This is a genomic window from Undibacterium sp. YM2 (assembly GCF_009937975.1).
Classification (GTDB): Bacteria; Pseudomonadota; Gammaproteobacteria; order Burkholderiales; family Burkholderiaceae_D; genus Undibacterium.
The window spans coordinates 2,292,964-2,306,153 of the sequence record NZ_AP018441.1 but is presented as its reverse complement, the minus strand read 5'-3'; the positions used below and the strand labels follow the sequence as shown (position 1 = coordinate 2,306,153).

The 13,190-nt window shown below is 50.0% G+C and carries 12 protein-coding genes, 2 tRNA genes and 1 pseudogene; 2 read left to right on the top strand and 13 right to left on the bottom strand.

Going from position 1 to position 13,190, the window contains the following annotated elements; genetic code table 11:
• Window positions 1-18: 18 nt before the first annotated feature.
• Entirely contained in the window at window positions 19-342 is a 324-nt protein-coding gene (locus UNDYM_RS10435) for a flagellar basal body rod C-terminal domain-containing protein (RefSeq protein ID WP_162040982.1), read from the top strand.
• Window positions 343-355: 13 nt separating this feature from the next.
• On the opposite strand, the gene UNDYM_RS10430 is transcribed toward UNDYM_RS10435, so the two are convergent.
• The 13 genes and pseudogenes from UNDYM_RS10430 to UNDYM_RS10370 form a co-directional block, all read right to left on the bottom strand.
• Window positions 356-1,132, bottom strand: coding sequence for a sulfite exporter TauE/SafE family protein (locus tag UNDYM_RS10430; RefSeq protein WP_162040981.1), 777 nt, complete (start codon window positions 1,130-1,132; stop codon window positions 356-358).
• A 1-nt stretch (window position 1,133) separates the two neighbouring features.
• Window positions 1,134-2,537, bottom strand: a complete 1,404-nt coding sequence (gene hemN / locus UNDYM_RS10425; protein ID WP_162040980.1) for an oxygen-independent coproporphyrinogen III oxidase — start codon at window positions 2,535-2,537, stop codon at window positions 1,134-1,136.
• A gap of 8 nt (window positions 2,538-2,545) precedes the next feature.
• Complete coding sequence (locus tag UNDYM_RS10420) at window positions 2,546-2,803, bottom strand: hypothetical protein (protein ID WP_232063330.1); 258 nt, start codon at window positions 2,801-2,803, stop codon at window positions 2,546-2,548.
• A gap of 58 nt (window positions 2,804-2,861) precedes the next feature.
• On the bottom strand, window positions 2,862-3,407 hold the full coding sequence (locus UNDYM_RS10415) for a FixH family protein (RefSeq protein WP_162040979.1): 546 nt from the start codon (window positions 3,405-3,407) through the stop codon (window positions 2,862-2,864).
• Between the two features lie 9 nt (window positions 3,408-3,416).
• Complete coding sequence (gene ccoG, locus UNDYM_RS10410; RefSeq protein ID WP_162040978.1) at window positions 3,417-4,829, bottom strand: cytochrome c oxidase accessory protein CcoG; 1,413 nt, start codon at window positions 4,827-4,829, stop codon at window positions 3,417-3,419.
• A gap of 118 nt (window positions 4,830-4,947) precedes the next feature.
• A complete protein-coding gene (ccoP, locus tag UNDYM_RS10405; RefSeq protein ID WP_162040977.1) occupies window positions 4,948-5,949 on the bottom strand; it encodes a cytochrome-c oxidase, cbb3-type subunit III in 1,002 nt (333 codons plus the stop codon).
• Window positions 5,950-5,951: 2 nt separating this feature from the next.
• Complete coding sequence (locus UNDYM_RS10400; protein WP_162040976.1) at window positions 5,952-6,098, bottom strand: cbb3-type cytochrome c oxidase subunit 3; 147 nt, start codon at window positions 6,096-6,098, stop codon at window positions 5,952-5,954.
• Between the two features lie 50 nt (window positions 6,099-6,148).
• The gene (ccoO, locus tag UNDYM_RS10395; protein WP_162040975.1) at window positions 6,149-6,766 is read right to left on the bottom strand and encodes a cytochrome-c oxidase, cbb3-type subunit II; all 618 of its coding nucleotides are present in this window, start codon (window positions 6,764-6,766) and stop codon (window positions 6,149-6,151) included.
• A 17-nt stretch (window positions 6,767-6,783) separates the two neighbouring features.
• Window positions 6,784-8,222 (bottom strand): annotated as a pseudogene (ccoN, locus tag UNDYM_RS10390) (cytochrome-c oxidase, cbb3-type subunit I).
• Between the two features lie 198 nt (window positions 8,223-8,420).
• On the bottom strand, window positions 8,421-10,337 hold the full coding sequence (locus tag UNDYM_RS10385) for a SurA N-terminal domain-containing protein (RefSeq protein WP_162040974.1): 1,917 nt from the start codon (window positions 10,335-10,337) through the stop codon (window positions 8,421-8,423).
• An 86-nt stretch (window positions 10,338-10,423) separates the two neighbouring features.
• Window positions 10,424-10,500 (bottom strand) — tRNA-Asp (locus tag UNDYM_RS10380).
• A 32-nt stretch (window positions 10,501-10,532) separates the two neighbouring features.
• Window positions 10,533-10,608 (bottom strand) — tRNA-Val (locus UNDYM_RS10375).
• 49 nt (window positions 10,609-10,657) lie between these two features.
• Window positions 10,658-10,930, bottom strand: a complete 273-nt coding sequence (locus UNDYM_RS10370) for an HU family DNA-binding protein (RefSeq protein WP_162040973.1) — start codon at window positions 10,928-10,930, stop codon at window positions 10,658-10,660.
• Window positions 10,931-11,406: 476 nt separating this feature from the next.
• Between UNDYM_RS10370 and nadB the strand changes: the two genes are divergently transcribed.
• Entirely contained in the window at window positions 11,407-13,014 is a 1,608-nt protein-coding gene (nadB, locus tag UNDYM_RS10365) for an L-aspartate oxidase (protein WP_162040972.1), read from the top strand.
• Window positions 13,015-13,190 lie beyond the last annotated feature (176 nt).

Sequence of the window (13,190 nt, the reverse complement as noted above, 5' to 3'; positions counted from 1 at the left end):
CGCGGCAGGAGCATTTTAATGTCAGTTTCAGCACTCAATAGTGGCCTTTCAGGACTCCAGGCTTATGCCCGTGCACTTGATAGTTCTGGTCACAATGTGGCGAATGCGAGTACGGCAGGCTTTGTTCCGCAACAAGTCAGCTTTCAAGAGCAGCCTGCTGGTGGTGTGATTGCCAATATCAGTAAAGAAGGCAGCAGTCTGGCCTCGCAAGAACAGAGCGGCACTGACCTGAACACTGAAATCGTGCAGTCCCTACAATTCAAGACAGGTTTTGACCTGTCTGCGAAAATTATCAAAACGAAAGATGAGTTACTGGGCACACTGATTGACATCAAGGCCTGAGGTAGTCCGCCTGCTAAGCTGCTGGCACCAGGCACAGGAAGGATGGCATATCCTTCATATCAAAATACCAAAGTCCGAATCCACCTATTCCCAACAGAATTGCAGCACCCAAATAGCGCAAGCCACGCATGATGGCATTATTTTGCGCCTGCTGCATGACTGCCTGGGTCAGCAATAAATGCGGTAACGCAAACAGACCAAACACCAGCATCAGCACAGCACCAGACCAGGCATCGCCAGATAATAAGGCAAATGGCGCCACGCCATACAAAAGACCGCAAGGCAGGCAGCCCCAGCCCATACCCATCAAGAATGGATGCCGCGTCACCTGACGTAATAATGGTAGCCTGTCAGTCAGCCCTGCATGCAGGTTTGCCAGTACATTTTGCAAAAAAGGCAGACGTGGCAAGCAACCCAGCACGCGCAAACCTAGCAGTATCAACATCAGGTTACCAAGAACGAACATGATTTGCTGCACTGGCAGGTAAGGCTTGAATAACAAACCCGCTGCGCCCAGGCCGCCGAGCACAGCACCGGCAATCATATAGGTAGAAATGCGCCCACCTTGCAACATGATTTGATATTGCAAACTGACCGGCACACCAAAAGAAGCGTGTTTTGCCGCCCGCTGCCCTGCCAGGGCAATAGGAATGACTTTACCACCACTCCCGTAAGACTTCTGCCTGGACTGTGTCAGCAACATGGAGATGCCACCACACATACCAGCGCAATGCACCCCACCTATGGCACCGGCTGTCATCGCGGCAAATACCAAAGGCAGGGTCAGCATCTCAGATCAGTTTGGAGTATCTGGCACCTGATTGCTGTGACAGATAACGGTCAAAAACCATCGCGAGTGCGCGTACAAACAAGCGGCCTTTGGCGGGGATGCTGATACTGACATCATCCACCAGGACGATACCCTCTTTTGCATAGTCTTGCAGCCTCTGCAGCTCATCTGCAAAATAATCAGGGAAAGAAATACCATATTGCATTTCAAGGTATTTGAAATTCAGGGTATTGCTGCACATCAGGCTCATGATGACCTGACGACGCAAGATATCATCGACATCGAGGTGATAACCTTTTTCTACAGGCAATATACCTTTATCTAGGCTGGCATAGTATTCATCCAGCGTGCGCAGGTTCTGGCCATAAGATGCCCCCACCTTGCCTATCGCTGACAAACCCAGGGCGATGAGATCGCAATCTGCCCGCGTCGTATAACCCTGGAAGTTCCGGTGCAGACTGCCATCCAGAGTCGCCAGTGCCAGACTGTCGTCCGGTTTGGCAAAATGATCAAGGCCTATATAGACATAACCCTCAGCCAGCAAGCGCCGTATCGACATCAGGAAAATCTGCAGACGCTGCTCGGCAGACGGCAAGTCGGCTTCGGCGATGCGGCGCTGAGGCTTGAAGCGCGTGGGCAGGTGTGCATAGTTATAGAGCGCAATGCGGGCAGGAGACAGTGCGATGACCTGGTCCAGCGTCTGAGAAAAACTTTCCAGATTCTGTTTCGGCAGACCATAGATCAAATCAAAATTGATGGACTGAAAGCCACAGGCCCGGCTGTCGGCCACCGTGCTTGCCACCATTTCATACGGCTGTATGCGGTGAACTGCTTTTTGCACGTCTGCATTGAAGTCCTGTACACCCAGACTGGTCCGGTTAAAGCCCAGCTCTGCCAGTAATTGCAGTGTTTCGGTAGTAACGGTACGCGGATCTATCTCTATGGAGATTTCGGCATCAGCGGTGAAGTCAAAATGTTCGCGCAGCAGATGCATCAACTGGCGCAATTCGGCATGACTGAGAAAGGTCGGCGTACCACCACCAAGATGCAACTGACTCAGGGTTTCACGTGCATGTAAATGACCGGTCACCAGCTTCAATTCCTTGGCCAGGTATTCAAGATACTTGGCCGACCTTCCATGGTCTTTAGTGATGACTTTATTGCAGGCGCAGTAATAACACAGCGATGCACAAAACGGGATGTGTATGTATAGCGATAATGGCGGTTTGTTCAGCAAACGACTGCGTTCTTCCAGATAGAGTATGTAGGACTCTGCCGTGAAAGTTTCTGCAAATCTGTCTGCCGTGGGATAAGACGTGTAACGGGGGCCCAGGCTGTCGAAACGGCGTATCAGTGCTTCTGGAATTTCTATTGCCGGAAATGCAGCCGGTTCGTTCATTTTCATGATGGGTCTCAATGTGCTTTTTGCACAAGCAAGGCCGTTAAACCACTAGACAGGATTCCCAGTAACCAGAAGGCAAAAAAGCCTATGGTATAAACACCTGTTTCATGCATTTGCAGGCGCCTGTCCAGCACAATCAATTCCATCGGGTCAACCAGGCTAAAGAACAAGCCGGTTGCCGCACAGGCCATCAAAAACGCTGGCCACAAAACGATCATCAACATAGAACGCAATTGTGGTTTACGTGATGTGAGAGTGCTATTTTCCAAATCCTGTCCCCTTCTAGTGATTGTCCAGCCTCAGGTCAGCAAAATTCAGGGATTAAACTCATTTTGCGGCATTCAGTTGTACTGGTTTTTGTCCTGGATCAAACCAGTCACCGGTCAGACGCCAGTCTGTGGTCTCCAGTTTGATATGAAACAGTTTTACAGCTTGTTCTCCGGCATTTGGCATCAGTTTGAGGTCACCTTCATATTGACCTGTGGCCGTACGCTTCATCGGTAAGCGACGTATCACCTCGCTTACCGAATTACCGCCAACTGCCGCATTGGCCAGGCTTAGTTGTATGGTCTCAGGCAAATCACCCTTGCCACTGACTTGCAATACGATCTTGCCTTTGGCGAAGTCCGCATTGATATAGGCATTCAGTTGCAACTCCCTGGCCTTGGCGTCACGCTGTATATCCTTATTGATCATCAGGCCCTGCTTGTAATAATCTTCGGCAACAACCTTGTCAGCGCCATGCATGGCGATATAACCGGTATACAGACTTGCACAAACCACGAAGGCCGGGCCACCAGCCACCAGCAGCAACCAAGGTTCTTTGTACCAGGTATCACGCCTGGATTTTGGGGGCATCAGACTGGCTTCCATTTTCTTCTCCTAACGTGGAACAGTAAACACGGCTTTTTCAGTCACCGTTACTTCTGGCGCATCGATATCCTTAACGACAAAACGTATGCGGTTAGACCCGCTTGCCAATACATTGGCTGGCACCCTGACCCTGACCGGGAATGCCTTCGTAGTCGCAGAGCCAACTTCAATATTCGCAGAGTTGACGATCATTGCACCAGCAGCACCCTCTACCGCCACACTGTAATGCCGCGCCGACTCCTGGGTGTTCATGACTTGCAGGCGATAGACATTTTCAATTGCACCCGCTTCAGTTATTTTAGGCATGCCACGGTCTTTGATAACATCAACTTTCAAGGGAGTGTGCATTGCAAGGGATACAGCCGCCAGCAATATAATCAGCCCTAACAAGCTACCATAAATCAGGGTACGCAGGCGGAATACCCGCTTCCACATGGCCTTGTCATCCAGTTTCCTGGTCAGCGCATGTTCGGTGGTATAGCGTATCAAACCACGCTCATAACCCATCTTGTCCATGACCTGATCACAGCCATCAATACAGGCGCCGCAGGCGATGCATTCATATTGCAGGCCCTGACGGATATCAATACCCGTAGGGCAAACCTGCACACAGATGCCGCAATCGACACAATCACCCATACCCTGGGATTTGTGATCAATTTTTTTGTTTCTGGATCCGCGCGGATCCCCGCGTGCTGCATCGTAAGTAACGATCAACGTGTCTTTATCAAACATCGCGCTCTGGAAGCGCGCATAAGGACACATGTATTTGCAAACCTGCTCGCGCATCCAGCCAGCGTTACCATAAGTGGCAAAACCGTAGAACAGGAACCAGAAAGTCTCCCATGGACCCAGGGTAAAATTGCCGACCTCTATCGCCAGCTCACGTATGGGAGTGAAATAACCGACAAAGGTAAAACCTGTCCACAATGCCAGTACTATCCAGATGAAATGCTTGATGAACTTCAGCGAGAATTTGCGCGCCGTCATAGGTGAAGCATCAAGCTTCATTCTTGCGTTGCGCTCACCTTCTATCTTGTGTTCTATCCACAAGAAAATCTCGGTATATACGGTTTGCGGGCAGGCATAACCGCAAAATAACCTGCCTGCGATGGCAGTGAACAAGAACAGACTCAAGGCTGAAATGACCAGCAAGACTGCCAGGTAGATAAAATCCTGGGGCCATAACACCAGGCCAAAAATATAAAACTTGCGGGCAACCAGATCAAATAAAACCGCTTGCCTGTCATTCCAGTTCAGCCAGGCTGTGCCGTAAAACAATGCCTGGGTAAAAAACACCAGCACCCAGCGCCAGGAAGAGAACCAGCCAGTTTGTGAACGCGGATAAATTTTCCGGCGTTCTTCAAAAAGCGCCAATTCAGTTTCTTCTATAGGCACTGGGATTATGGGTATGTGTTTCATCTTGATTCTGTTTTTCTTAGTAAGACAAAATGACAGTGCCAATCAGTGCAGGCGGAGCGTGCTGTATGATCATTTCCCCTCCCTCATTATGATTGGCACATTCATGGTTTTCAACTAATTATTTACCTGGTGCAGCTTCAGCAGCGCTGGTGGCAATTTGCTTGACAGCACTGACATCCGCATCACTTACCTGCGCAGTAGCAGAACTATTGGACAAGCTCCAGACATAGGCTGCCAGCAAATGTATCTTGCCTTCGGTCAAAATTGCCTTGTGAGCTGGCATCTGGTTGTTGCGGCCTTTGTTGATGGTTTCCATGACATTCTCAATGCCACCGCCATACAACCAGACTTTATCTGTCAGGTTTGGTGCCCCCAGGGCCTGGTTGCCCTTGCCATCACCACCATGACAGGCAGCACAGGCTGCAAATTTGGATTTACCCAAAGCTGCCTTGATAGGATCATGCGCGGAACTGGACAGACTCAACACATAATTGGCCACATTCCTGACATCATCATCAGTGCCCAGCACAGCACCCATGGGTGGCATCTGGCCATGACGGCCTTCGCGTATGGTGGTCAGGATAGTTTGTGGATCACCGCCATACAACCAGTCAGTGTCAGTCAGGTTAGGATAACCCTTGCCGCCTTGTGCGTCAGAACCGTGACATTGCGCGCAGGTATTCAGGAACAGACGCTGACCTATTTCATGCGCTTGCGGATCTTTGGCAACCGCCTTGATATCCATGGCCAGGTACTTATTGAAGATGGGGCCATACTGGGCTTCACCGTCTTTCATTTCCTTCTCATAGGCACCTTTTTGACTCCAGCCAAAAGTGCCCTGCCATTTACCAAAGCCAGGGTACACCACCAGATAACCGGCGCTATATATCACGGTCAGGTAAAACAGCCACATCCACCATTTGGGCAGAGGATTGTTTTGCTCCATCAAGTCACCATCCCAGACATGGCCCGTGGTTTCTGCAGGCAGAGGTTTGCCGTCACTACCGACTTTGACCTTGACCTTGGATTGCGACCACAACAGTAATACACAGGCCAGCATGGACAAGGCCGTGACGATGGCAATACCGGTACTCCACCATTCATTAAAAAAGTCTGCCATGGCTAATTCCCATTCTCATTATCAATTGGCAAGCGTGCCATTTTTTCAAATTTTTCTTTATTACCGGCACTGAAAGCCCAGTAAATAATGCCAAGAAATACGATGAGGCTGATGACCGTCACGATGCTGCTCAGTATTGTGAAATTCATTTTGTTCTCCCCGAAAAGCCAGCCCGTTCACGAACCGGCTTTTTCTGCTATCAATTCTTGTTTTTGACCGCGGTACCCAACACTTGCAGATAAGCGATCACGGCATCCAGTTCCGTTTTGTTAGCCAGCTCAGCAGGGCCAGCCTTGATCTGCTCATCGGTATAAGGTACGCCCAGGGTTTTCATGGCCTTGAGCTTGGGCGTGATATCCTCAGGCACCAACTGTGTCTTGGCCAACCATGGGTAGGCAGGCATGTTTGACTCCACGACAACAGAACGCGGATCATTCAGATGGTCCCTGTGCCAGGTGTCGCTGTAACGGCCACCCACCCTTGCGAGGTCAGGACCTGTGCGCTTGCTACCCCATTGGAAGGGATGGTCATACACCGACTCACCCGCTACAGAATAATGACCATAGCGCTCAGTCTCGGCCCGGAAAGGACGTATCATTTGCGAGTGGCAACCATAGCAGCCTTCCCGCAGGTAAATGTCACGGCCCGCCAGTTGCAAGGCGGAGTAAGGCTGCATGCCCTGCACGGCCTGCGTCGTTGATTTTTGAAAGAACAGTGGAACAATTTCAACCAGGCCACCAACACTGATGGTCAGCAGCACCAGTACCAGCAACAGGCCCACATTCCGCTCTATCAAGTCATGAGTAAAATTACGCATTCAATTTCTCCTTGGATTTATGCATGCGCTGCGGCTGCAGGCAAAACCGGGATCGCGTTATTGACTGGCTTGGCAGCCATCAGGGTCTTCGCGACGTTATATGCCATGACCAGCATGCCACTGAGGTACAGCAAGCCGCCCAGCATGCGTATCACGTAATACGGATAGGTCGCCTTGACGCTTTCGACAAAGGAGTAAGTCAGCGTGCCATCCTCATTGACTGCGCGCCACATCAGGCCCTGCATGACACCAGCTATCCACATGGAAGCGATGTACAGAACCACGCCTATCGTCGCGACCCAGAAGTGCACTTCAATCAGACGTTTGCTATACATCTGCGTCTGACCAAACAGGCGCGGGATCAGATAGTAAAGGCTGCCAATCGTAATGAAACCCACCCAGCCCAGAGCGCCAGAGTGAACGTGACCTACAGTCCAGTCAGTGTAGTGGGACAAGGCATTCACGGTCTTGATCGCCATCATTGGACCTTCGAACGTTGACATGCCATAGAAAGACAGCGACACGATCAGGAAACGCAGGATAGGATCAGAGCGCAACTTGCTCCACGCACCGGACAGCGTCATGATGCCGTTGACCATGCCACCCCAGGATGGAGCCAGCAAAATCAGTGAGAACAACATGCCTATGGACTGCGCCCAGTCAGGCAAGGCAGTGTAGTGCAAGTGATGTGGACCCGCCCACATGTATGTGAAAATCAGAGCCCAGAAGTGAACGATAGACAGACGATATGAGTAAACCGGACGTTCGATTTGCTTGGGAACGAAGTAATACATCATTCCCAGGAAGCCAGCCGTGAGGAAAAAACCCACCGCATTATGGCCATACCACCATTGCACCATCGCATCCTGCACACCGGCATAAGCAGAGTAAGACTTCATGAAAGATACGGGCATGGCTGCACTATTGACGATATGCAGCACCGCTACCGCAACGATGAAGGCACCAAAAAACCAGTTGGCGACATAAATATGCTCAACCTTGCGCTTCACCAGCGTGCCAAAAAATACGATGGCATACGACACCCATACGACAGCGATGAGCAAGTCAATTGGCCATTCCAGTTCAGCATATTCTTTGCCTTGGGTAAAACCCAATGGCAAACTGATGGCGGCTGCCACGATGACCAGTTGCCAACCCCAGAAAGTGAATTCAGCAAGACCTTCTGCAAACAGCCGCACGTTGGATGTGCGCTGGACGACATAATAGGAAGTTGCAAACAAGGCGCAACCACCAAAGGCAAAAATCACGGCATTCGTATGCAAGGGACGCAAGCGTCCATAGCTGAGCCACGGTATTCCCCCAGAAATTCTGGCCAGGCAAGTTGAGATGCAATCACCACGCCCACGAGCATGCCGACGATACCCCAAACTACTGCCATGACAGAAAATTGCCGTACAACCCGGTAGTTGTATGTGTTTTCTTTAGTTATTGTCATGATCTCACTCTGTTGTAAAAATACACTAGAAGAATAACAATCGCCCTGCCCACCTACATTGATTCACATCAAATATTGCCGGATTCAAAGGCGACAACCCACGAAAGACAACAGCTACAAGAATAGACAAAATTTTAATTTTTGACAAAAAAAAAGACACCCAAAGGGTGTCTTTTTTAAACCAAAAATAAAGCTGAATTATGGAGCCGCTGATACCGGTGCAGTCACCGCCGCTTTATTGACAGTCACTTTCGACTTTTGCTTCAACAATTCAATATAAGAATACAGATTTTGAGCTGACTGCATACTTGTCAGTTGCTGCGCTTCTGAACCACGACGGGCTGCATCCGGCGTACCAGCAGTTACCTTGCCTATACGGAAAATAACATAGCCAGCATTACCCAGATGCGTGCCTACAAAGGCAGGCAACTTCTGGACATCAGCGCGCATCAGATCTACCAGGGCTGCAGTAGGGATGTCCTGATTTTTCAAACGCGATACTACTTTGGCTTCTGCAAATCCAGTCGTAGAATCAGCCGTTTTCAGTGCTGCCAGCTTGGCTATACCCTCTTTTTCAGCCAGGGCTGCGGCTTCCGTCGCAGTGACCTGCGCCTGGATTGCCGCCTTCACTTCTTCAAACGGACGCTTGGATGCAGGCTTGTATTCAAGGATACGGCCAGCAATCAAGGTATTTGGAGCAACCTCTACCGCCTCTGTGTTGTGTTTTTTCTTGACCACATCATCAGAGAAGATCGCCTTCAGGAATTTAGGATTATTGGTTTCTACAGTTGCAGGCACCCCAGGCTTGCTGTTACGCGTCAAGCCATTCACCGTCTGAATCTTCAACTTCAGCTTCTCTGCTGCAGGCTTGAGACTCTCACCCTGCTCATACACGACATTACCAAACGTTTCTGCCGCCTCTGTATACGCCTTGGCTGCTTTTTGCTTTTTGATGTCGGCGGCAATTTGAGCCTTCACTTCATCCAGTGTTTTTACGCCGGCAGGCCTGATAGCAGTCAGAGTGATGATGTGAAAACCATAGTCGGACTGCACCAGCTCACTGATTTCACCTTGTTTGAGCTTGAATACACTTTCATCAAACTGCGGCACCATCATGCCCTTGCCAAAGAAATCCAGATCACCACCTTTTTCTTTAGAACCCGGGTCCTCAGAATTTTCCTTTGCCAGTTTGGCGAAGTCTTCAGGCTTCTTGCGCAATTGTGCCAGTATGTCTGCAGCTTTGGCCTTTGCCTTGGCTTTGTCAGCATCACTACTGTCTTTGCCCGCAGCAATCAGGATATGGCTGGCACGACGCTGTTCTTCTGTCGTATAGGATTTCTCATTGGCCTTATAGTAAGCCTGGACATCCGCATCCGACACTGTGGTCTGCTCTGCCAGTACTTCACTATTCAACACGACATATTCAGCATTGATTTGTTCAGGGATTTCAAACTGGGCAGCATTTTTTTCATAATAGGCCTTCAGCATTTCATCCGTCACTTTGACGCGCGCCGCAAAGTCTTCCGGCTTGAACATCAACATCTGTACTTCACGCTCTTGCTCATTGATGGCAGAAAGGCGCTCTGCCACCGTTTTGGGAACAAATGCACTTGCCTGGATTGGGCCAAGCAATTGTTGCAATACCATATCCTGGCGCAAACGCTGCTCAAACATGGCTGGCGTCATGCCTTGCTGTGCCAGCAGGCGGGTATATTCTGCATTGTCAAATTTGCCGTCTTTGACCAGACCAGGCATCTTGGCAATATTGTCTTGCAAAGTAGCATCTGAAATAGCCAGTTTTTTTACAGCAATCTCGCCAGCCATCGCCTTGCGGGCAATCAGCTCATCGAGAATACTTTGCCTTGCTTCAGGTGTATTGAGCATTTTTGCATCAAACTGTGGTCCATACATCTGACGCATACGGTCCAGCTGGTCGCGCAGGGCCTGATCAAACTCGCCCTGGGTAATCGGCGCTCCCGCAACGGTCGCGATACCTGCCTCTTTGCCTATGGAACGCAAAGCGTCAGTATTACCGAACAAAACAAATGACGGCAAGATAAGAACAGCTAGCAAAATTTGCATTAAGCGCTGATGGGTACGAATAAATTCAAACATGTTCAACCAATCACGTGGCTAAGTATCACAATAACAATTTGACGAATACAAAAAAAGGCGAACTTTCGTTCGCCTTTTCGATTTTCTGGCGGAGCGGACGGGGCTCGAACCCGCGACCCCCGGCGTGACAGGCCGGTATTCTAACCAACTGAACTACCACTCCTTTTTACTGCTGGCACTACTTTTGTCTGTTACTGGTGGGCGCTGAGAGGCTCGAACTCCCGACCTAAGCCTTGTAAGGGCTCCGCTCTACCAACTGAGCTAAGCGCCCCACGCATAAAACAGATACCGTGGCCCATGTCCCGAACCACGAAAGTGCATTAGTTTACCGCATCTTTCAAAGCTTTGCCAGGTTTAAATTTAGGTACCTTGGCAGATTTGATCTTGATAGGCTCACCGGTTTTAGGATTGCGGCCTGCCCTGGCAGCGCGCTTGGCAACGGAGAAGGTACCAAAACCAACCAGTGTTACCGTGCCATTTTTCTTCAATGTGGTTTTTACGGCGCCGATCACAGCATCCAGCGCACGCGACGAAGCCGCTTTGGAAATATCCGCTGTTTTCGCAATATGATCGATCAACTCAGTCTTATTCACTTATAGCCCCCTCACAAAAATTTGAATTTCGCGATGATGTATTCGATTATTTTATTGGTCGTGCATCTATCACGGCAAGCAGGAAATCTGCATCCGGTATTAGAGCAAGCCGCAAAGCCTTATGTCAAGCGGTTTGCAAGCTTTAAGGCCAAGTTTGCTGATTTGTGATTTGCTTATTCGTTTTTTCCACCTCTCTGGCTGACAGCCACTGTGCAAAAAATCAGGTAGCTGCGCATTTTTGCTATATGGAAAAGCCACCCTCTTTTGCATCCTGAATTAGAATGTGACAAGCCCACATCAAAAAATGGGACATCATCAGATGTCTGCGACAGCCCGGCACGCACGGCAAGACCATTCCTGATTCACTATCTGGTATGGCTTTAAGTTATAGCAAGCAGTACGGGATCAAACACAAAGATGACAAGCTACCGGAAGCGGAATCAACCGAAAACAAATAAAGACACACACGGAAGACAATGAAGAATTTTGACGTAGCAATCGTAGGTAGTGGACTGGCTGGCTTATCTGTCGCCCTGCATCTGGCGCAAACACGCAAAGTCGCCATCATTTCCAAGCGTGAATTACTTGACGGTGCCAGCAACTGGGCACAAGGCGGCATCGCTGCCGTACTGGATTCCCATGACAGCCATGAACAACATATTTCAGACACCCTGATCGCCGGTGGTGGCCTGTGCGATGAAGGCGCCACGCGCTACATCATAGAACATGGCCGCGAAGCCATAGACTGGCTGATAGAACAGGGGGTCCCCTTCACCCGTGATGAAGAAGCAGAACTGGGCTTTCATCTGACGCGCGAAGGTGGCCACAGCCAGCGCCGCATTATCCATGCGGCAGATGCTACCGGCCATGCAGTACAAGTGACCCTGGAACAAAAAGTACGCAACCACCCCAATATCACGCTGTTTGAACATCATTATGCAATCGATGTGATTACCTCGGCCAAGATCGGTGACACCTCACCTACCCCACGTTGCCTGGGTCTGTATGTGCAGGACGTAAAAACTGGCAAGGTAGATACCTTTGCCGCGCAACACACAGTGATGGCAACTGGCGGTGCTGGTAAAGTTTATCTATATACCACCAATCCCGACACTGCTACTGGTGACGGTATCGCCATGGCCTGGCGTGCTGGCTGTCGCATCGGCAACATGGAATTCATACAGTTCCACCCTACCTGCCTTTACCACCCATTTGCCAAATCATTTTTGATCACTGAAGCAGTACGTGGCGAAGGCGGCATTCTGAAACTGCCAGCCGAGGCCGGTGCCTCTGCCGGCAAACGCTTCATGACTAGCCATGATGAGCGCATGGAACTGGCACCACGTGATGTGGTCGCCCGTGCAATTGACTTTGAAATGAAAAAACGTGGCCTGGATTTTGTTGAACTTGACATCAGCCATCAGACGCCAGAATTCTTGAAAGAACATTTCCCTACTATTTATGCGCGCTGCCTTGAGCTCGGTATAGACATCACCAAACAAGCCATACCAGTCGTGCCCGCCGTGCATTTCACTTGTGGCGGCATCGTGACAGATACGGATGGCCGCACTGACTTACCCGGCCTGTATGCCGTCGGTGAAACTGCCTACACCGGCCTGCATGGCGCCAACCGCCTGGCCAGTAATTCGCTACTGGAATGCCTGGTCGTTGGCCGTGCTGCCGCAAAACATATAGAAGCGCAGGAACGTGCCAGCGTCATTGCCCTGCCCGACTGGGATGAAAGCCGTGTTTCAGATGCCGATGAAGAAGTCGTCATCGCTAATAACTGGGATGAGCTGCGTCGCTTCATGTGGAATTATGTCGGTATAGTCCGCACCACCAAACGCCTGGAGCGCGCCAAACATCGCATACGCCTGCTGAAGGAAGAGATAGACGAATACTATGCCAACTTCCGCATCTCGAATAATTTGCTGGAACTGCGCAATCTGGTGGAAGTTGCCTCACTGATCGTCAACAGCGCATTGTCACGCCGCGAAAGCCGTGGCCTGCATTTCAGCCGCGATTATCCAGACACTTTGCCCAAAGCCTTGCCTACCGTCTTGTCACCCAAGCGTAAAAAATAAGTACTGCTTGCCAGCATCGTTTGCGATGCTGGCAGCTTGATTAGTTTATTCAAATTAGTCAGGAAGATGAGCAGCAAAAAGAATCGAATTTTCCATCTATTTTTTGCGTAGCCATTTGACAAATTAAATTATCACAGTGATACTGCCCAGCTTGCTTGCCGGGCAATATCATCAGC